This is a genomic window from Arsenicibacter sp. R0_47 (genome assembly GCF_057652235.1).
Map to the genome: position 1 here is coordinate 63,505 of NZ_JBYFCJ010000005.1, position 20,897 is coordinate 84,401.

At 52.3% G+C, this 20,897-nt stretch carries 13 protein-coding genes; 7 read left to right on the forward strand and 6 right to left on the reverse strand.

From position 1 onward, the window contains the following. Window positions 1–166 precede the first annotated feature (166 nt). From AC23NW_RS11810 to AC23NW_RS11820, 3 genes are all read right to left on the reverse strand, one after another. Window positions 167–3,505, reverse strand: a complete 3,339-nt coding sequence (locus AC23NW_RS11810) for a ThuA domain-containing protein (RefSeq protein WP_487449719.1) — start codon at window positions 3,503–3,505, stop codon at window positions 167–169. 208 nt (window positions 3,506–3,713) lie between these two features. Next, entirely contained in the window at window positions 3,714–4,514 is an 801-nt protein-coding gene (locus tag AC23NW_RS11815; protein ID WP_487449720.1) for a DUF2490 domain-containing protein, read from the reverse strand. A gap of 202 nt (window positions 4,515–4,716) precedes the next feature. Continuing rightward, window positions 4,717–5,565 (reverse strand): universal stress protein, encoded by an 849-nt coding sequence (locus tag AC23NW_RS11820; RefSeq protein ID WP_487449721.1) that lies wholly within the window; start codon window positions 5,563–5,565, stop codon window positions 4,717–4,719. A gap of 176 nt (window positions 5,566–5,741) precedes the next feature. Between AC23NW_RS11820 and ligA the strand changes: the two genes are divergently transcribed. Together ligA and dapA are read left to right on the forward strand one after the other, a co-directional pair. Further along, window positions 5,742–7,817: an NAD-dependent DNA ligase LigA gene (gene ligA, locus AC23NW_RS11825; RefSeq protein ID WP_487449722.1), complete on the forward strand. Its 2,076-nt coding sequence runs from the start codon at window positions 5,742–5,744 to the stop codon at window positions 7,815–7,817. 165 nt (window positions 7,818–7,982) lie between these two features. Then, entirely contained in the window at window positions 7,983–8,879 is an 897-nt protein-coding gene (gene dapA, locus AC23NW_RS11830) for a 4-hydroxy-tetrahydrodipicolinate synthase (RefSeq protein WP_293834104.1), read from the forward strand. Window positions 8,880–8,948: 69 nt separating this feature from the next. On the opposite strand, the gene AC23NW_RS11835 is transcribed toward dapA, so the two are convergent. Beyond that, window positions 8,949–9,140, reverse strand: a complete 192-nt coding sequence (locus tag AC23NW_RS11835) for a hypothetical protein (RefSeq protein ID WP_293834105.1) — start codon at window positions 9,138–9,140, stop codon at window positions 8,949–8,951. Between the two features lie 424 nt (window positions 9,141–9,564). Between AC23NW_RS11835 and AC23NW_RS11840 the strand changes: the two genes are divergently transcribed. Next, window positions 9,565–9,813, forward strand: coding sequence for a hypothetical protein (locus AC23NW_RS11840; protein WP_293834106.1), 249 nt, complete (start codon window positions 9,565–9,567; stop codon window positions 9,811–9,813). Window positions 9,814–9,824: 11 nt separating this feature from the next. Here the strand turns inward: AC23NW_RS11840 and AC23NW_RS11845 are convergent, their stop codons facing one another. Further along, a complete protein-coding gene (locus AC23NW_RS11845; RefSeq protein ID WP_487449723.1) occupies window positions 9,825–11,993 on the reverse strand; it encodes a carbohydrate binding family 9 domain-containing protein in 2,169 nt (722 codons plus the stop codon). Between the two features lie 287 nt (window positions 11,994–12,280). Here AC23NW_RS11845 and AC23NW_RS11850 point away from each other — a divergent pair, with 287 nt between their 5' ends. The 4 genes from AC23NW_RS11850 (at window position 12,281) to AC23NW_RS11865 (ending at window position 18,097) form a co-directional block, all read left to right on the forward strand. Then, window positions 12,281–15,004 carry a DNA gyrase/topoisomerase IV subunit A gene (locus AC23NW_RS11850; RefSeq protein WP_487449724.1) on the forward strand — a complete coding sequence of 908 codons (2,724 nt, stop codon included), beginning with the start codon at window positions 12,281–12,283 and terminating at the stop codon, window positions 15,002–15,004. A gap of 40 nt (window positions 15,005–15,044) precedes the next feature. Then, complete coding sequence (locus AC23NW_RS11855) at window positions 15,045–15,770, forward strand: SanA/YdcF family protein (RefSeq protein WP_293834109.1); 726 nt, start codon at window positions 15,045–15,047, stop codon at window positions 15,768–15,770. Between the two features lie 203 nt (window positions 15,771–15,973). Then, complete coding sequence (gene rpe / locus AC23NW_RS11860) at window positions 15,974–16,648, forward strand: ribulose-phosphate 3-epimerase (protein WP_487449725.1); 675 nt, start codon at window positions 15,974–15,976, stop codon at window positions 16,646–16,648. 33 nt (window positions 16,649–16,681) lie between these two features. Next, the gene (locus AC23NW_RS11865) at window positions 16,682–18,097 is read left to right on the forward strand and encodes an alpha-amylase family glycosyl hydrolase (protein WP_487449726.1); all 1,416 of its coding nucleotides are present in this window, start codon (window positions 16,682–16,684) and stop codon (window positions 18,095–18,097) included. A 76-nt stretch (window positions 18,098–18,173) separates the two neighbouring features. Here the strand turns inward: AC23NW_RS11865 and mutS are convergent, their stop codons facing one another. After that, window positions 18,174–20,888 carry a DNA mismatch repair protein MutS gene (gene mutS, locus AC23NW_RS11870; protein ID WP_487449727.1) on the reverse strand — a complete coding sequence of 905 codons (2,715 nt, stop codon included), beginning with the start codon at window positions 20,886–20,888 and terminating at the stop codon, window positions 18,174–18,176. Window positions 20,889–20,897: the final 9 nt, after the last annotated feature.

A 20,897-nucleotide genomic window follows, 5' to 3' on the forward strand; every position in this document is an offset into this window, starting at 1 on the left:
GCAATGTTGGTTGAGGTTGCCCAAATCGATATTGATTGCGGTTGCCCAAAAACCGTAGGGGCAACCCCGCGTGGTTGCCCAAAGCAACGTTGGTTGTAAAAAGAAACCCCCCGGATGTTTTTAAACATCCGGGGGGTTATCATATCCGGCCAATAGGGCTAATCAATTACATACTATCGCCTTCAAACTGAATCGTGTCAATCGTCAGCAAGGCTTTGGTGCCGGCCGACGGATTAACGAACACGAAGTAGACAGTCTGGGCAGCACCACCCGGCTGACGAAGCGGCACCTCAACCGGCGACGTTGCATCGCCTTTGATCTCTGCTTCGCCGATGAGCGCACCGGTCGGTGAACCCAACCGCACTTCAACCTTACCACCGGCGGCTTTCGCATCTTTCACCGGTGTCAGCTCGAGCTTACGAATACCGTTCAGGTCAATGTTATTGAAGGCAATGTAGCTCTGTGTCGAATTGCTGATGACGACGTCAGCACCCGATGCTCCTTTGGTACGGGAAACGCCTTTGCCTTCATCATACGTGCTGGCTTTCACTTTCGGATTACGCAGCGCGACCGATGAGGTTGCCGTCAGCGGGCCCATCGCGCCATTGCCACGGTCGGTGTAGCTGGCCGAGAAAATATACGAGCCATCTTTTGATTTCGGAGCCGGTACGTATTCGCCTTTCACCGGCTTTTTGTTTGCCGATTTATCATCGGCCAGCGACAGGATATAGCGAACCATGTCCTTGGTATCGTCGATTGACAGTTGCGGGTGGGCGCTCATCGCCTGTTCGCCCCAGACACCGCCGCCACCTTTGATTACCTTTTCAGCCAGGGTGCTGAGCGCATTCCGGACACCTTTGTATTTTTTCGCCACGTCGATATACGCCGGCCCAACCGATTTGCGGTCAATGCTGTGGCAGGCTTTACAGTCTGACAGTTCGATCAGGCGTTTGCCGGTAGCGAAGCCCAGATTGGCCTGGTGGCCCTGCGCCAGAATCGTTTTGTCGAAGCCTTCCAGGTAGTCAACCGTTACCGTCACGTCTTCCGGTGCGATTTTGCCGTTTGCCAGTGAGCCGTCTTCCTTATCAGCCACTTTCACTTCATACTGAACCGGCTTGTTATCGAAGAAGAACGTTTTGTTACCTTTTACCGCTACTTCCACTTTCGGCTGGTCGTTACCAACTTTGATCTGCAGGTTTTTCGTCGATACGTTGCCTTTGGCGTCGGTTACTTTCAGAACGGTTTCGTAGGTACCTGCTTTGGCGAAGGTAAACGTCGGGTTTGCCTGGGTGTTTTTGGCCAGTCCTTTACCAAACGACCATTCGTATTTGACAGCATCGCCGTCCGGATCGCCTGATCCCTTGCTGCTGAACTGAACGGTCAGCGGAGCCGAACCAACGGTCTTATTGGCCGACGCGATGGCTACCGGCTGGCGGTTACCGGCGTTGTAGGTAATCCGCGACAGACGGGCATCGTCGTTCTGGGCAAACCATGTCTGGCCGTATTCCAGTACATACAGCGTGCCGTCGTTGGCAAACTGCATGTCAATCGGGTGACTGAATTTAGCGTTCGGCATGAAGTGCTCCATCGTCACAAAATCACCTTCCTTCGTCATCGTGACCGGGTGAATGTAATCGCGGATCCATTCATACGAGAAGAATTTGCCATCGTAATGACGCGGGAACTTCACGGCGTTTTCCGGATAATCATCGTAGTAATACACCGGACCACCCATTGCATTCCGGCCACCTTTACCAACAATCGGCCCGAAATCCGGCGAATCGGCATACGGGTAGTAGATGAACGCTTTCTGGGCCGGTGGCAGCTCACGCAGACCGGTATTGTTCGGTGAATCGTTGATCGGCTTCATCGGATCGAAGGCCGGTCCCGATGTTTCCGTTGCAAAGTTATAATCGCGGTACGCCTTGTTGTCGCCTACGAAAAACGGCCAGCCGAAGTTGCCTGCTTTCCGCGCCTGGTTTACTTCATCGTGTCCGCGCGGACCACGGCTTTCGCTGTTTTCACCGGCATCCGGACCAACTTCGCCCCAGTAGAGGAAACCGGTGCGCTGGTCAACGGAAATCCGGTATGGGTTACGGTTACCCATGACGTAAATTTCGGCCCGTGCCTTGTCGTTGCCCGGTGCGAACAGGTTACCCGCCGGAATGCTGTACTTCGCATCGGTAGGGTGCGGGGTTATCCGCAGGATTTTGCCGCGCAGGTCATTGGTATTGCCCGGCCCCGCCTGACCATCCCAGCCGGCGCGTCCCGGCCGCTCGTCAATCGGTCCGAAACCGTTTGAGTTGAACGGGTTGGTGTCGTCACCGGTCGACAGGTAGAGGTTGCCCTGACGGTCCCACGCGATTGAGCCGCCGGTATGGCAGCAGTCATTCCGTTTTACCGGAACCTTAAGCAGTACCTGCTCCGTATTCGGTACAATTTCGTCCTTGATATCGTCGTATTTTACCCGCACCAGCCGCTGGGCTGTATCGCCCTGTGCATTGGCAACCGGTGAGTAGTACATGTATAACCACTTGTTGTCCTTAAACTTAGGGTCAACGTTGAGGCCCATGAGTCCGTACTCGAACTTGGTGTATACCGGCAGGTTGGCCACCACCTTAACCGCTTTGGTTTTAGGGTTGAAGAGCTTCAGGGCACCTTTCCGCTCGGCAAAAAGTACGCGGCCGTCGTTCAGTACCACCAGTTCGGTTGGTTCATCAAGGCGTTCGGCCAGTACATGTTTGGTAAAGCGGTTTTCTTCCGGAATCAGGTCGTCGGCCTTTTTCTGACGCGCATAGTTAATACCGCCGAGGAGGTGTTGCAGGAACATCGGGTCGCTGTACGATTCGTCGGTGTGTCCGCCGCCGGTATAAAATGAGCGGCCGCCTTCAAAATCCCGGTACCAGACAAACGGGTGGTCATCCCCGTTTTTGCCGCCTTCGTAGGTTTTTTCATCGAGCTTCGCTACCACGCGGATGCCTTTGACAATATTCCGGTAGTTATACCATTCGTCGTAGCGTTTCCAGCGGTCGGGCAGCATCTGCGTGGCCGGGTGCGACTTGTCGGTCACAACGATTTCGGCATTCTGTTGCTTCGGGTGGCTGAGGAAATAGGCGCCCACCAGCTGGTTATACCACGGCCAGTCGTACTCGGTGTCGGCCGCCGCGTGAATGCCCGCATAACCACCACCTGCGTGAATGTAGTTTTCGAAAACTTTTTGCTGGTCGTTATCCAGTACGTCGCCGGTTGTACTCAGGAAGATAACGGCATCATACTTTTTCAGGTTTACATCCGTAAAGGCAGATGCGTCTTCGGTTGTGTCAACGGCAAAGCCATTGTCCTGTCCCAGCTTCATAATCGCCCGTTTACCGGCCGGAATGGAGGAGTGACGAAACCCTTTGGTTTTAGAAAATACCAGAACCCGCTGAGCCAGGGCCGATGAAGAGGCTAATGCCAACCCACCAACGGTCAGGAGACTCAGTACGGAAATGCGTAGCTTAAGCATAGGTAAAATAAAAGTGTTTCAGATCATGTTAAACGATCAGTCTTATAACGTGAAAATTAACCTTTTTCTACTCATTATGGTATAATTTCCAGTTAAGAAAAACCCTCTTTTTTTTTACTTAGTACGCGGCCTGAAAGGCTATTGCCTGCCTGAGAAAAGCAAAGACTAACCGTGTTGCCCCACTCAATCACACAATCACGCAGCAGAATTAGTCCGGCTGCGATGGCAGGCGTTCGGCGGGTACAGTGGCTTTGCCCTTGTGCCGGTTAATCCGGAATGTCAGGTTAAGGACAAAATTGTTTTTACCTGAGCCCGAAATGGGGGTAAACACACCCTGGCTGAAGGTGGCAGGGTTATAATTGGTCTGGTTTACCCAGCCCGCCTGTAGAATGAGGCTTTTATTTACCTGATAGCCAATACCGGCATACAGACGGTTCCGCTCGAAGGTCGGGCCTTTGGGGTTTAGAAAAATCTCGTCGTAGGCAGAGATAAAAAACGCGCCGGGACTCACGGTTTTCTGGTTAACCGGCAGGAAGCCATTCAGGCGGTAACGGATCCGGTTGCGGTAGGAAACGGTGCCGTCGCGGCTCTCCAGCCAGCGTTGTTCCACCCGGTAACGGTGCTCAAACTTCAGCCGCGACAGGTATTGGTTAATAATCAGCTGTTCCCAGAACCGTTTTTCGAGCGTAAGCGTACCTTCTGAAATGGCTTTGTAATCGTAGGTAGCATACCGGCCACCGGCCAGCATGACGGTAAAGTTTTTATCGAGATCGTAGCTGATGCCGCCTTTTAATTCATTATAGAAATACTGGGAAAAAAGACCGTTCGTACGGGCCTGAACTTCGGCGAAACCACCCCACTTCTTAGGCCCGCCCGGCAACTGAACCGTTCCGATAAACCAGGTTCCCCAGGGCGTTGACGGAGTGATACTTGTTTGTGAGAAAACAGAACTGAAACTCGTTAACAGAAAAAGCGCCGGCAGGCAGGTCTTAAGCGATTTTAGAAACACAACGGGAACGATTAATTACGGCAATATGGTGCTGCAAAATTAACGAAGTGTTAGGGTTCAAACGTGATTAGTAATACAATGTTAATAATTTGGTAATATTGATCCTGTTAGTCTATAAATCAGTGATATAGCGTTACAAAATGACCCGTGTCTTCCGGAAGGCACGGGTCGGGCAGGGACTGACAGAGGTAGCGGCAGAATGTTAATGGAGTGGTATGCTTAAGACCGGAATGGTCGCATGGTTGATTGTATCTTCGGTAATGCTGCCAAAAATCAGGTGCGACAGACCGGTACGCTGGTGGGTACCCATCGCGATCAGGTCCGCTTTCTGCTCATTGGCAAAGTTCAGAATCGCTTCCTCTTCATTAAAGACATTGTCGGCGGAGGCAAAAACGTCTACGTTTTGCAGTCCGGCTGCTTCTGCCATCGACAGCGCCCGTTGTTCGACCGCTTCATCGGCTTTCAGTCCGGCCGGATCGTTCAGGTATAAAACCGAAACAGCGAAGTTGAACTGTCGCTGGAAAGCAGCGAGCTGGCGGAAAGCCACTGCCTGATCTGCCTGTAACGTTGTCGGGAAAACGACAGTAGTAAATCCCGTTTTGCTGAACGACAGCGGAATACTAAGCACAGGACAGGTCGCATACCGGATAACTTTCTGGGTGTTGGAGCCGATGAGTACTTCCTGCATACCCCTTGCACCGTGGGTGCCCATCACCACAAGATCAACTTTTTTCTCGTCGATGGTGGTTTCTACCAGCGCAACCAGCGAGCCGGGTTCAATGGCTGTTTCAATCGCTGTGTCAGCAAAGCGGGAATCGCTTTTGAGGGTATCAACAGCCGCCTGCAGACCTGCCCGGACTTCCTGCTGATAGCTCTCGTCGAAAGCACGGTCATAGGGATTGTATTCGCCCAGCGGGTTGCTGTAAACCGGCAATTCATTACTATTCAGCAGTAAAATCCGGCTGTTGTTTTTGAGGGCAACTTCTGCCGCGATGCGCAGTGCATTTTTTGCATGCTCAGAAAGGTCTGTGGGAACAAGTATCGTTTTCATGCAGCGTTTGGTTATCTACGTTTGATGGGTCAAAGCTACCTGATCATCAATGAAATAACCTTGATCAGTGTCAACGCAGGAAATGATCCTGCTCAGGCGGGAGCGTGTCTGCCATTTTTTGCCAATCTATTTTTTTGCCAACTTTGCCGGCCAACAACAAATTGATGCCTTACGCAATGACACCTCAGGAGCGGATACAGGAACTGACCGATAAACTGAATTATTATAACTATCAGTACTACCAGAACAGCGAGTCGGAAATCGACGATTTTACCTTCGACCGGATGCTGGAAGAACTGACAGACCTCGAACGGCAATATCCGGAGTTCCGCCGGCCTGATTCGCCGACCCTGCGGGTGGGCGGTACCATTTCCAAAGCATTTCCAACGGTGTATCACCGTTTTCCGATGCTCTCGCTCGGAAATACCTACTCCGAAGCTGATCTGATCGAATTCGATAACCGGGTCCGTAAAGGCCTCGACGGGGCTGATTTTGACTATATCTGCGAACAGAAATTTGATGGCGTTGCGCTGAGCCTGACCTATGAAAACGGCGTACTGGTGCAGGGAGCAACCCGTGGCGACGGTGTTCGCGGGGACGATATTACCCCCAACGTCCGGACGATCCGGACGTTGCCGCTGAAGCTGCACGGATCCGATGTCCCGGCCTTATTTGAGGTACGGGGTGAGGGCTTTTTCCCGTTGTCGGAGTTTGAACGGATTAATAAGGAGCGCGAAGATATCGGTGAACCGCTGCTGGCAAACCCGCGTAATGCGGCATCCGGGACCTTTAAAATGCAGGATTCGGCGGTGGTAGCGCACCGGCGGCTGGATTGTTACCTGTATTCGTTCCTGATTGATCCGGACGCTGCGCAGGCCGCCGGCGATCAGACAGAACCGGTTAAAACCCACGAAGAAAGCCTGCTGGCGCTGAGCCGTTGGGGCTTCAATGTGTCGCCGACCTGGAAAAAGTGTGCTGACATCAAAGAGGTGATGTTGTACATTAATGAATGGGAAACCAAACGCTTTACGCTGCCGCTCGCAACCGACGGTATTGTTATTAAGGTGAACCGCTACGACCAGCAGCGCGAACTCGGCTTTACGGCCAAGAGCCCGCGCTGGGCGATTGCGTTTAAGTTTAAAGCCGAAGCCGCCGCTACAACGCTCAACAGCATTACCTATCAGGTAGGCCGGACGGGCGCGGTTACGCCGGTAGCCAACCTGACGCCGGTGCTGCTGGCCGGCACGGTCGTGAAGCGGGCATCGCTGCACAACGCCAACGAAATTGAGCGGCTGGGCGTCCGGTTGCATGACACGGTGTTTGTCGAAAAGGGCGGGGAAATTATCCCGAAAGTAACCGGCGTCGATCTGACGAAGCGCCCCGCCGATAGTGAGCCGGTCGTGTATCCGACCCATTGTCCGGCCTGCCAGACGCCGCTGATCCGGAAAGACGGCGAGGCGCATTTTTATTGCCCGAACGAAAAAGGATGCCCGCCGCAGCGACAGGCCCGTTTTGAGCATTTCATCCAGCGCAAGGCGATGAATATCGAAAGCCTGGGCGAAGGGAAAATTGAAATGCTGATCGACAAGGGGCTGGTGGAGTCGCCGGCGGATTTCTATGACCTGACCCACGACCAGCTGCTGGGCCTCGAAAAGGTATTTACCGATGAAGAGACCGGTAAACGCCGTGTGGTTAGTTTCCGCGAAAAAACGGTCGATAATATCCTGAAGGCCATTGATAAATCGAAAGGGCAGCCGTTTGCCAGTGTCCTGTTTGCCCTCGGTATCCGCTATGTTGGTAATACCACGGCCGAAAAGCTGGTTGATTACTTCGGCAACATGGACGCGCTGATGACGGCCCCCTACGAAACGCTGGTGACGGTGCCGGAAGTCGGGCCGCGCATTGCCGAAAGCCTGGCGGCGTGGTTTGCCGAACCCGAAAACATCGCCTACGTGGAGCGGCTCCGCCGGGCGGGGCTGCAGTTTGCGGGTGAACGGAAAGTGGTTGAGGTCGAAGGGGATAGTCTGGCTGGCAAGACGTTTTTGTATACGGGTACATTTGCCGGCTACAGCCGTGAGGAACTGGAGGCGAAAATTGCGGCCAATGGGGGTAAACTGCTGAGTGGCGTGTCGAAAAAACTCAACTACCTGATTGTGGGTGAGGGCGCCGGTCCGTCGAAAGTCAGCAAAGCCACGCAACTGGGCGTAACGATGATTGACGAAGCGCAGTTTAAAGCCCTGCTGGGGGAATGAAATTCAGTTGCCGGGGCTGATAAACAGCTTTTTCCCGTCTAAATCTATTAACTTTGCCGTAATAACTCACTTGCGTGCGGTGAATGAACCGGAATGCAGACGCGTCGGATGATGTTCCCGGCAGATCCGGAAGTAAACCGCCTTATCACCCTAATTATCCTTTACATGGATACTCGTTTTCACGGCGTTGGCGTAGCTATTGTGACACCTTTCAACGCTGACCATTCAATTGATTTCGACGGTTTCGGTCGTCTGATCCGGCACGTCTCAGACGGAGGCGTGAATTACATTGTCCTGCAGGGCACCACCGGCGAATCGCCTACCGTTACAAAAGCCGAAAAGAAACAGTTACTGACGTTTTTGAATGAACATAATTCGCGTAAGCTGCCGGTTGTATATGGTGTTGGCGGTAATGTAACGGCAGACGTTGTGGCGGGTATGAAAGACATCGACTTTGACGGCGTTGACGCTATTTTGTCGGTTTGTCCTTATTACAATAAGCCGGGTCAGCGGGGTGTGATTGAGCATTTTACACGGGTTGCCGACGCTTCGCCGGTACCGGTTATTCTATATAACATTCCGCCGCGGACGGGCATTAACATGTCGGCCGAAACGGTTTGTAAACTGGCTGAACACGACAATATCATTGGTGTAAAGGAAGCATCCTGCATCATTGAGCAGTGTATGGAAATTGCACGGGACAAGCCGGAAGACTTTCTGCTGATTTCGGGTGATGACGTGCAGGCTGTTCCGATCATCAGCATTGGCGGAGTGGGTGTTATGTCGGTTATTGCCAACGCGCTGCCGGCTAAGTTTTCGGCGGTGGTGAATGCTGCTCTCGAAGGCGACTTTGCCTTTGCCCGCAAAGAGCTGGGTCATTTCCTCCGGATCGATCCGCTGTTGTACGAAGAAGGCAATCCGGTAGGGGTGAAGAAGATTCTGGAAATTATGGGGCTGATCAACTCCGATGTGCGTTTGCCGCTGATGAAGGCATCCGACAGCCTCGGTGAGCGCATTAAAGTGGTATTGAAGCAGGATAATCTGGTCGAACTGGTAGCCTAAACCTGTTCTGTCTATAAAGCAAAAGCCCTGACCAGCAACTGGTCAGGGCTTTTGTGTTTGTATATGTCTCTATGTATTCCGGCTTCCGCCACCAAAAAGCTTTGAGATCAGCCAGATAACCAGCACAATAAAGCCAACAACGGCGATTATGCCCGTCCACGCACCTGCTTTAAAAATATCACCGGCCAGTTCGCAGCCGCTTACGGTGATGGCTACCCAGAACGTGAGCAGCAGCATCGTTATTTGTTCAAATTTATTCATGATCGTCAAACGTTGAGTAAATGGGAAAATAATTTACTACTGAAACCGTTGACGCGCAGGTTTGTTTGAAAGCGTTAGGGAAAGCAATAAAGTTTACCGTCAGTGCCGGTATAAAGGCATAGACGAATTTATTTGTTCTTGATTACCGTCGTTAACTGGATCGGGGTAATGATCTGATTGTTAATTATATAAGTCTTTGTCTATGCAATTGTCTATGCCTGATCTTTGACTTTAGTTCCGGAAACTACTTTTTTGTTTCATGCATATGCCTCGTGTTGCTGGTATAGCGGCAAACCTGCCTGTACTGCTCTCTGAGTGAGAGGAAATGCTGATGGATGGGCCGGAAGCTTTGACCTGTAAGAAGCGCCGGCAGCAGTCCCCTTTTGTTGCATTAGTACATAAATAAGCAAATAAGCAGTTCTTCATGGAAAATCCAGACATCATTCCCCCCGACTCAACTGAACGCAAGCTGATGGTAAAAGTGAAAAACGGAACCGGTGACCTGAAAGAGGGTAATGTATTCATCGTGGATACCAGCATGGAGCCGGTCGATGACTGCCTGGTACTTGCTCTGATGATGAATATCGGCGTAGCAACGCTTATATCTTCCGAAGATGCAAAAACAAACCAGTTTCTTATCCTCGGCGTTGTTACTACGCTGATATCAGCCTGAGTATGTTAGCGTCAGACGTTCCACCAATAGGTAAATTTCAGCACCAGTGCCCGGTTTTTAACCCTGAAGGTTTCGGGCAGATAGTTGTCCGTGTAGACCAGAAATAAGTCGGATGCCGGTTTGTAACGCCATTGTACACGGGCGTTGACATTGACATTCTTCGCCTGGTCGTTGTACTGCAGAAAAGTCGTCAGGTACAGCTTGTCGGTCATAGTCAGGTCAAAGCGGGGGCCGACGAGCCAGAACACACGTCTGCTCCACGGCTGCGGCAGGCGGATGTCATTGTAGCTGGCAGTCATGGCGAGGCTGACGTATGGCTGGAAGCGGTATCCGGCGCTGGTCGTAATGTTCAGGCGCTTGCCATCGGCATAGTAACCGCCGTAACGGGTCGAGAAACCATAGGTAAACAGGCTTTGCGGTTTTGATACATACTCCGTTCCCCATGCCTTCCAGTTGTGCCGGGAGCCAGTGGATAGGGTGTCAATGCCGAGGTTAGTCGGATCAAACGGACTGAGCAGTTTGACATAGTCGGTTGCGATCCAGGCATTGAACGTACTCCGGCTCCTGAAGGTCCAGAGGTAATTCAGATACGTCTCGTTGTCTGTTTGTTTAAACGCCATGTTGTAATAATAGCTCGACACCAGTGTCGGGCCGTGGCTCAGCACAGATCCGCCTTTCGGGAAGAAGAAATAACCGACGGTCGTTGTCCAGCGGTTGTATCCTTTACGCGGAACATACCCTGTTTCGGCCGAAAACCGGCTGCCGATGCTCTCAAACTGACCGTTGATCAGCCACCGGCGGCTGGCGTATTGCAGGTTACCGGCAAGGATGTTGTTGTCTTTGGTCGTATTTGGCTGGAACGATTTGACGTACATCAGCTTCCCCGTCCAGAGGTTATTAGACGAAGCAAGGTTGTATTCCAGCCCCAGATTCCGGTTGTAGCGAGAGTAGGTTGGTTTGTCGGGCTGCGGCTCGTAATTCAGCGATTCTTTGTTGACGAACAGGACGCCGATGTTGGAACGGGCGAAGATGCGCCGTTGCAGGGCGGCCACCGTAAAATTCTGTTTAGGCAGACCGGTTTCCTTCACGGCGCTGGTCTGCATGTTCATCAGGCCGATCCGCCAGTCTTTGTTGAGCTTGCCGCTCAGCCGTGCGCCGAACTGAATCGGTACGCCCAGGCCAATGCGGCGGCTGAAAAACGGGCGGATGGTCTGGTATCCGAAATTCGAAAACTGATCGCCGTTTTCAATAAAAAACTGGCGGCGTTCCGGAAAAAACAGCTCGAAGCGGTCGAGGTTGGTAACCTGCTGGTCAACGTCGACCTGCGAAAAGTCAGGGTTGACGGTCAGGTCAAGGTTGAGCGATGAGGTAACGGCAATTTTGGCATCGCCTCCGATATCACGGCGGTAGGCCGTCGGGGAGCCGTTTGCGTAGTTGTTGGTCAGGCCGCCGAGTACATACGGAATCAGCGAGACGTTAGGCCCCGGAGTCGGCGGGGCTTCATCCCAGACCAGCACACCGGTGTATGCCAGCGAAGCCGTGGGGAACTGGCGGGGCACGGGCGTCCACGACGATTTTTCGGTCGTTTTCAGGTCGAGCCGGCTGAAGTTAATGCCCCAGCGGGTGATGCCTTTTTTGTAGCGCAGGGTTTTGAAGGGAATGGCCGCTTCGAACACATAGCGGTCGCCGTACTGTTTTACGGCCGAAAACCATTTATTGTCCCAGCTCAGGTTGGCCTTGCCGCCGTCATAGAGCAGTCCGTCCCACTGCGCCCCGACGGCGTTAGCCCCGAAGGTGAAACCGTTGGTCTGGTCGTCGAAGGTGTCCATAAACAGCAGGAAGTTGTCGTTTTTGGTAAACGACCAGTCGCGGCGGAGCGATTCGACCATGTAGGGTCCCGGCATACCGTCGAAGCATACGGCCGTGATGTAGAGATGGTGCTGGTCGTAGGTCATCCGCACCTCGGTCCGGAGCCTGGCGCGGCTGGTATCCATCGGCAATACCATGTAGAAGTCAGACGCCACGTCGGCTTCCTGCCAGGCCGGTTCATCGATGGCGCCGTCGATTTTAACCGGGGAGCTGGCCCGTTTGATATGCAGCTGATACGCTTCGTTCTTTTTTTGTGCCGCAAGCGGCTGGTACAGCAGGTAAAAAAGTAAGCAGTACAGTAGTTTTTTCACAGATAAGCAGTTCTATACAGGCAAAAGACAAAGGTAAGGAGTGATTTACTGACAAGCCCGTAAACAGTAGAAAACGGGCTGACGCTGATTCTTATCACGGGGCGGGCGCTACTCATATGACAGAAAAAGGGATGCTTCCGGAAATAGTGTTTTTCCAATCGGGAACCGCAGGAAAATAGCATTCAGGGCTTATTTTCCGGGTATTTTTTTGTATCTTTATAAGGTCTAAAGCGACGCAGATTGTGGCACTTCCCGCCTTTTGCAATACGTAACAACTGTAATTTTTCATGATGAACGAACACGAACATCAGGAACCTATCGATCAAGAACAAACAGCAAATACTGAACATCAACCCGAAGAAGTCCTGCACCAGCAAACGGTTGTGTCAGGCCTGTATGAAAACTGGTTTCTGGAATATGCCTCGTACGTAATTCTCGAACGGGCGGTTCCGGCAGTAGAGGATGGTCTCAAGCCCGTACAGCGACGCATTCTGCATGCCCTGAACGAAATGGACGACGGCCGCTTCAACAAGGTGGCGAACGTAATCGGGCAAACGATGCAGTACCACCCCCACGGCGATGCGTCGATCAACGAGGCCATCGTGACGATGGGGCAGAAAAGTCTGGTTTTTGATACACAGGGCAACTGGGGTGACATCCGGACCGGCGACGGTGCGGCGGCCCCGCGGTATATCGAAGTCCGGCTGTCGAAGTTCGGGGCCGATGTGGTGTTTAATCCGCAGACGACCGAATGGCAGCTCTCGTATGACGGGCGGAAAAAAGAGCCGGTAACCCTGCCGGTGAAGTTTCCGTTGCTGCTGGCAATGGGCGTGGAAGGGATTGCCGTTGGTCTGTCGACCAAAATCCTGCCGCACAACTTTAATGAGCTCATTGAGGCATCCATTCAGATGCTGAAAGAAAAACCGGTTGTGTTGTATCCGGATTTTCTGACGGGTGGTTTTATTGATGTCAGTAACTACAACGACGGGCATCGCGGCGGCAAGGTCCGGATCCGGGCCCGTATCGAAGAGTTCGATAAAAAGACGCTGATCATCCGCGAAATTCCGTTCGGCACCACAACCACTTCGGTTAAGGATTCGATCATCAAAGCCAATGATGATGGTAAAATCAAAATCAAGAAGGTAGAGGATCTGACATCGAAAGACGTTGAGATTCACGTACACCTCGCACCGGGTGTTTCGCCGGACATAACCATTGACGCGCTGTACGCCTTTACGGAATGCGAGGTCTCGGTATCGCCGAATGCCTGCGTGATCATCGGCGAGAAGCCGCACTTTGTCAGTGTACTGGATATTCTGCGGCTCAACACAGCGCAGACGGTTGTCCTTTTGCAACGGGAACTTGAGATCCGGCGTAATGAACTGAAAGAGCGGTTACTCTACAGCTCGCTGGAAAAGATCTTTATCGAGAAACGCATTTACCGGAAAATCGAGGAATGCGAAACGTTTGAAGCCGTTATCGAGACGATCGATAAGGCACTCAAACCGTATAAGAAGGAGTTCTACCGCGAAATCGTTGAAGATGACATTATCCGCCTGACCGAAATCAAGATTAAGCGGATTTCGAAATACGACGGCTTTAAGGCCGACGAGCTGATGCGGCGGTTACAGGAAGAGCTGGCCGAGACGGAAGACCATCTGGCCAACATCATCCGGTATACCATTGCCTATTTCAAGGAATTACAGAAGAAATACGGCAAAGGCCGCGAACGGCGCACCGAAATACGGGCGTTTAACACCATTGCGGCCAGCATCGTGGCGGCGGCCAACCAGAAACTGTATGTTGACCGTGAAGGCGGTTTCATCGGCTATGGCCTGAAGAAGGATGAGTTTGTCAGCGACTGCTCGGATATCGATGATGTGATTGTTTTCCGGCGCGACGGCAAGTGCCTGGTTACGAAGGTGCAGGAAAAAGTCTTTGTCGGAAAAGATATTATTTACTGTGCCGTTTTCAAGAAAAACGACGAACGGAAGATTTATAACGTGGCTTACCTTGACGCAAAATCGGGTATATCCATGGTGAAACGCTTCCCGATTACGGCCGTCACCCGTGATCGTGAATATGACCTGACGATGGGTAACCCAAAATCAAAAGTGCTGTACTTTACGGCCAATGATAACGGGGAAGCGGAAGTAATTCAGGTAAATCTGACGGCGCAGAGCTCAGCTAAGGTTAAACAGTTTGATTTTGACTTTGCGACGCTGAGTGTGAAGAACCGTGCGGCGCAGGGGAATATCCTGACGAAGTATCCTGTCCGGAAGATTGTTCAGAAAAGTGCGGGTACATCAACACTGGGTGGTGTAGACATCTGGTTTGACGAGCACCTCGGCCGGCTAAACCGCGATGAGCGGGGACGGTTCCTGGGAAATTTTGATGCGAAAGACTGTATTCTGGTCGTTTACAAGGACGGACAATATGAGCTGACGTCGTTTGATCTGCTGAACCGCTATGAACCGGCCGAAATCCAGGTCCTGCAGAAGTTTGATCCGGAAAGTGTGCTGTCAGTGATTTATTACGAGGCAAATCAAAAGCTTTACTATGTCAAGCGGTTCAAAGTTGAAACTACATCGCTCGACAAGAAGTTTAGCTTTATAGGCGACACCAAGGGCTCGAAACTGCTGGCCGCAACGGCCGACCGTTATCCGCGGATTGAAGTGGTTTATCAGGTGAAAGAGCGCGGACCGCTGGAAAAAATGGTGCTGGAGCCGGAAGGCTTTATTGACATCCGAGGCTGGAAGGCGCTGGGCAATAAACTGCCGTTTGTGAAGGTTAAGGAAGTAAAACTGCTGACACCACGGGAAGTCGACGCACCGCCGGCCCCACCAATGGGCGGGCTGGATCTGGATACCGGAGAGGCGGAAGGGCAATTGCCGGAGGCTGCCACGGAATCCGTTGAAGCGGAGCCGGTTCAGGCCGAACCAATTCAGACCCAACCAATTCAGGTCGAACCGTTAAGCATTGAGCTGAATGGCCAGTTAGGCCTATTCTGAATAAAGGGGAATACCGGCAACGGCTAACCCGATAGCGATTATGAACCCTACACTGTTCACTACTGACTATAGCGGAGACGAAACGAAACGTCGTTCTTCGGTTCGGTTAGTCAAGCGGCTAATCAAGGGCGGTATTGCTTTTGGTTTCGGGCTTGTGCTGATCGTGCTGCTCTGCAACTGGTGGGTAGTGAACAGTACGGAGGGACAAATCTATTTTAACCTGCAGCGGTTGCCGGCAAATGACGTCGGCCTGGTGTTGGGCACCAGCAAGTTTGTCCGGAGCGGCAAGGAAAACCTGTTTTTCCGGTACCGTATGGAAGCAACGGCCCTGCTCTGGAAAGAAGGTAAAATCAAGTACATCATTCTGAGCGGTAACAACGATTCGGAATATTACAACGAACCGGCCGATATGATGCGGGCGCTGCGCCGGTTAGGTGTTCCCGAAGATGTCCTGATCCTTGATTATGCCGGCTACCGGACGTTCGACTCGGTTGTCCGGTGCAAGGAAGTTTTTCACAAAGACAAAATCACCATTATTTCGCAGAACTTCCACAATGCCCGCGCCCTGTACATCGGCAACCACGAGGGCATTGAGGCCATTGCCTTTGCCGCACAGGATGTCCCCGACGGGTATTCGCTCCGTACACTGATCCGGGAGTACCTTGCCCGTCCGCTTGCCATGCTGGATGTACACGTGCTGCGTCCGCAGCCCAAGTCCGATAACAAAGCGTTTCCGGTCAAATGGAAGACCGCTGAGCCTCAGTAATTAACCATTGTTCCGCTCCGTCCGCCCCCTCCGGACCTCACTGGCCGCAACGAGCCTGATCACAATTTCCTGTAACAATCCCGGTAAAAAGCAGTAGTTTTACAGCAAACTTTTATTCAGTTCACAAGGATTGGTTATTTGTTGTTTCTCAACTAACTAAAGAGACAAAAGAGTACCATTCTCGGTAAACTGACGACTATTGTATGACGTTCCCTTTGATTGCGCCATCTCTGCTGGCCGCCGACTTTGCAAATCTGCAACGTGATGTAGAGATGATTAACCGCAGTGATGCCGACTGGTTGCATATTGACATTATGGACGGGGTATTTGTCCCCAATATCTCCTATGGCTTTCCGGTGCTGGAAGCGGTGAAAAAATACTCGGAAAAACCACTCGACGTACACCTGATGATTGTGCAGCCTGAACGCTATATTGAGCAGTTTGCCAAAGCGGGTGCCGCATCCATTACCGTTCATTATGAAGCCTGCACCCATCTTCACCGGACGTTGGCACAGATTAAAGAGGCTGGTTGCCGGGCAGGTGTCGCGCTGAATATGCAGACGCCCGTAACCGTGCTGGAAGATGTGCTGGACATGATCGATATCGTCCTGATTATGACGATCAATCCGGGATTCGGCGGGCAGAAACTCATTCCGCTGTCGATTCCGAAAGTTCGCAAAATGCGCCGCTTGCTGGAAGAAACCGGTTATACCAATATTCTGATTGAAGTTGATGGGGGTGTAACCCTGGATAATGCCGGTATGCTGGCTGACGCCGGTGCCAGTGTAATGGTAGCAGGCACGTCGGTATTTGCGGCAAAAGACCCTCACGAAGCCATTCGTCAGTTAAAAGTGCATCCACAGCCTTTAATTGTCTGAACAAACTGAACGGGGCTGGCCTCAACTATCACGATGAAAAAGCTATTATTGCTGGCAAGTGCATTCGGGTTGTTACTACTCACCAATGCCTGCCGGAAATCGGAGAGCGATTCGCAGGGTGCAGAAACCATAACTACGCCTGATTCCGTTTCAGCGGGCGGAGTTGCACCTCCCATGCCTGAATGGGCGAGGAACGCAACGATTTATGAAGTAAATATCCGTCAGTTTTCACAGGAAGGCACGTTCAGGGCTGTTGAAGAGCAGCTTCCGCGGCTGAAAGAGCTGGGTGTCGATATACTATGGTTTATGCCGGTGCATCCGTCGGGCAAAGCCAAACCGGAAGATAGTCTGAGTAATCCGTACGCGGTTACGAACTACATGGCGGTGGATTCGGCCTACGGAAAAACGGCCGACTTTAAGGCACTTGTCAAACGGGCCCATGATCTCGGATTGCGGGTGATTATGGACTGGGTGCCGAACCATACCAGCTGGGAGCATCCGTGGGTAAAGGAGCATCCGGAATACTATACAAAAATCAACGGAAAAATCGCCTCACCGCTCGATGACAAGGGACAACCATCGGACCTGACGTATGTGGCGGATCTCAATTACGGTAATGCAGCCATGCGCCTTGAGATGATTAAGGCCATGAAGTACTGGGTAAAGGAGTGTGATATCGACGGTTTCCGTTGCGGGGTGGCAGGGATGGTGCCAGACGATTTCTGGGCACAGGCACGCCCGGCACTCGATTCAGTGAAAACCATGTTTATGCTCGCCGAATCCGAATCGGAACCCAAACAGTTCAGCAGTTTCAACATGAATTATGGTTGGGGGATGTATACCGTGCTGAAAGCCATTGCCCAGGGAGCACGCCCGGCAACATCGATTGATACCTTAATTGCCCACAACCGGAAGACGTATCCGTCCTGGTATTTCCAGATGCTGTTTACGCAGAATCAGGATATTAACCGGAAGTTTGGTACGCTGAAAGAGATTTTCGGCCAGGGAGCTGAAACGTTTGTCGTGCTGACCAGTACGCTCGAAGGTATGCCGCTGGTATATAACGGGATGGAGGCCAATCTGGAGAAACGCCTGCCGCTCACCGAACGCGAACCGATTTCGTGGGGCGATTACAGCAAAGCCGGTTTCTATAAATCCCTCCTGACGCTCAAGCATCGTAACCGTGCGCTCTGGAACGGAACGGCCGGGGGAAAAGCCAGTAAAATCCCGACGGATCACGACGAGGCTGTCTATGCGTTCTACCGTGCAAAGGAAATCGACCGCATTGTGGTCATTACCAACCTGACCGACCAACCCCAGCTGATCCGGCTCACCGGCGAAGGCTTTGACGGAATTTACACCGAAATTTTTACCCGTCAGCCGACCGAGCTAAAATCCGGCATGTCGTTTTCACTGAAGCCCTGGGAATACCGGGTTTATACGAATTAAAACGCAGACGTAATTAAGCCAAACGCGGCAGATAATGACTAGAGGTCATTATCTGCCGCGTTTGGTGTTTGTAGGGTTACTCTGCCAGATTCAGCAGCTCGTTTAGTTTCAGCAATGCCTCAATCGGTGTCAGCCGGTTTACGTCGATGGCGCGAAGTTTCTCCTTGATCAGTTCGGCTTTCGGATCACCGGCTTCGAAAATTTTCAGGGCCAGTTCCCGCTCTGCCGGCACGGCCTGTTTAATCTTCTCTTTATTCTCTTCGCGGCCGTGCGAGGATTCCAGCTGGGTCAGAATCTGGTTGGCACGCTGCACGATACCGGGGGGCATACCGGCCATCTGCGCCACATGGATGCCAAAGCTGTGTTCGGAGCCGCCTTCTTTCAGCTTCCGCAGAAACAGCACCTTATTGCCCATCTCCTTAACGGCTACATTGAAGTTTTTGATCCGGTGGTTGTCATTGGCCAGATCGTTCAGCTCGTGGTAGTGCGTCGCGAACAGGGTTTTCGCACGGCATTGCGGGTGATTATGCAGGTATTCCGCAATCGACCAGGCAATGGATACACCGTCGTAGGTGCTCGTTCCCCGGCCGATTTCATCCATCAATACCAGACTGCGGGTGCTCAGATTATTGAGGATACTGGCCGTTTCGGTCATTTCAACCATAAACGTTGATTCGCCGCGTGACAGGTTGTCGGAAGCCCCGACTCGGGTAAAGATCTTGTCGACCAGACCGATTTCGGCGGCCGAAGCAGGAACAAACGAACCCGCCTGGGCCATCAGTACGATCAGGGCTGTTTGCCGCAACAGGGCTGATTTACCCGCCATGTTTGGCCCTGTAATAATGATAATCTGCTGGGTTTCGTCGTCCAGATAAATATCATTCGGTACATACGCTTCGCCGGGAGGCAGCTGCTGTTCAATGACCGCATGACGCCCGTCCTTGATATCGAGTACGTTACCATCGGTCATAACAGGTCGCACATACCGGTTTTTCTGCGCCACGCCGGCAAACGACGACAGCACATCCAGCACCGACAGAACACGCGCATTCTGCTGAATGGCAGCCACATACTCACCGGCGGCCAGCACTAGTTCGTTAAACATCCGCAGCTCAATGGCGAAGATCTGCTCTTCGGCATTGAGAATCTTTTCTTCGTAAACTTTCAGCTCAGGGGTAATATACCGCTCGGCATTGACCAGTGTCTGTTTCCGGATCCAGTCTTCGGGTACGCGGTTTTTGTGGGCATTCGTGACTTCCAGGTAATAGCCGAAAACCTTGTTATAGGCAATCTTAAGGGAGGTAATGCCCGTCCGCTGGATTTCGCGGTCCTGCAACTGAAGCAGGTAATCTTTACCTGAGTAAGCCAGAGCATGCAGTTCGTCTAGTTGCGGATCAATGCCCGACTTGATCATACCCCCCTGATTGGAAAGCGTCGGCGGATCGTCGCGGAGTTCGGTTTCGATGCGGTCGAGTAAAAACGACACTGTATTCAGCTGGTCGGCGTATTTTTTGAGCGATTTGGCTTTCGACGCTCCTTCGGCCGACTCCGTAAAGGCGGGCAGGGTGAGGGCCGTAATCAGGAGTTCCTTAACCGGCAGAACGTGCTGAAGGGACCGTTTCAGCTGTACCATTTCGCGCGGGTTGATCCGGCGGACGGCCACTTTGGAAATAAGCCGCTCCAGATCGCCGATTTGTTTCAGGTGGCCAACCAGCGTATCGGCCAGTTCGGGCTCTTCGTGGAGCCACTCCACCAGATTTAACCGTTCTTCGATCAGGGCGCGGTCTTTCAGCGGCAGCATCAGCCATTTCCGCAGCAAGCGGGCACCCATCGGCGTCACAGTCTGGTCAAGTACCTGAATCAGCGGCACACCGCCGTCCTGTTGTGCAGCAACCAGTTCGAGGTTACGGATCGTAAACCGGTCGAGCCACACATACCGGTCTTCTTCCAGACGCGTAATGCGCTGGATATGCTGTAAATCACGATGTTCGGTTTCGTTGAGGTAATGCAGGATAACACCGGCAGCGATAATGCCGTCGGGTAACCCTTCAATGCCGAAGCCTTTCAGCGAGGTAGTCTGAAAATGCTGTTTGAGGTAATTATAGCCGAAATCATAGGTAAAGGCCCAGTCTTCGAGCGTAAACGTATGGAATTTTTCAGCAGCCGGTGTACCGCCGAATAAGGTCGCGAACTCATTCCGGTTTCGTTTGCAATACAACACCTCCGACGGATTGAAGCTTTGCAGGAGTTTATCCACGTAGGCCGCATTGCCCTGCGACGCCAGAAACTCGCCGGTCGAAATATCCAGAAAGGCTATCCCGAACTGTTCTTCCTGACCAACGCTCTTTCCGAAGTGGATAGCCGCCAGGTAGTTATTGCGGCGGGTGTCCAGCACATTATCGTTAAACGAAACACCGGGCGTAACCAGTTCAGTAACGCCGCGGCGCACAATACCCTTGGCGGCAGCCGGGTCTTCCAGCTGATCGCAGATGGCGACACGTTCGCCCGCCCGCACAAGTTTAGGCAGGTAGGTATCGAGCGAGTGATGCGGAAAGCCGGCCAGCTCTTCATGCGCACCGCCGTTGTTACGCTTCGTCAGCGTAATACCCAGAATCCGGCTGGCCTTGATCGCGTCGTCCCCAAATGTTTCGTAGAAATCCCCGACACGGAAAAGCAGCAGTGCGCCGGGATATTTGGCTTTAATCTGGTTATATTGACGATTGAGCGGTGTTTCTTTTACTTGTTTATCCGGCTTGCCGGCCGTTTCAGTTTTAGACGAAGGACGTGCCATTTATCATGT

Coding starts and splice junctions, on each gene's coding strand:
- AC23NW_RS11810 (WP_487449719.1), bottom strand. CDS start 3,505: ATGCTTAAGCTACGCATTTCCGTACTGAGTCTCCTGACCGTTGGTGGG.
- AC23NW_RS11820 (WP_487449721.1), bottom strand. CDS start 5,565: ATGAAAACGATACTTGTTCCCACAGACCTTTCTGAGCATGCAAAAAAT.
- ligA (WP_487449722.1), top strand. CDS start 5,742: ATGACACCTCAGGAGCGGATACAGGAACTGACCGATAAACTGAATTAT.
- dapA (WP_293834104.1), top strand. CDS start 7,983: ATGGATACTCGTTTTCACGGCGTTGGCGTAGCTATTGTGACACCTTTC.
- AC23NW_RS11835 (WP_293834105.1), bottom strand. CDS start 9,140: ATGAATAAATTTGAACAAATAACGATGCTGCTGCTCACGTTCTGGGTA.
- AC23NW_RS11840 (WP_293834106.1), top strand. CDS start 9,565: ATGGAAAATCCAGACATCATTCCCCCCGACTCAACTGAACGCAAGCTG.
- AC23NW_RS11850 (WP_487449724.1), top strand. CDS start 12,281: ATGATGAACGAACACGAACATCAGGAACCTATCGATCAAGAACAAACA.
- AC23NW_RS11855 (WP_293834109.1), top strand. CDS start 15,045: ATGAACCCTACACTGTTCACTACTGACTATAGCGGAGACGAAACGAAA.
- rpe (WP_487449725.1), top strand. CDS start 15,974: ATGACGTTCCCTTTGATTGCGCCATCTCTGCTGGCCGCCGACTTTGCA.
- AC23NW_RS11865 (WP_487449726.1), top strand. CDS start 16,682: ATGAAAAAGCTATTATTGCTGGCAAGTGCATTCGGGTTGTTACTACTC.
- mutS (WP_487449727.1), bottom strand. CDS start 20,888: ATGGCACGTCCTTCGTCTAAAACTGAAACGGCCGGCAAGCCGGATAAA.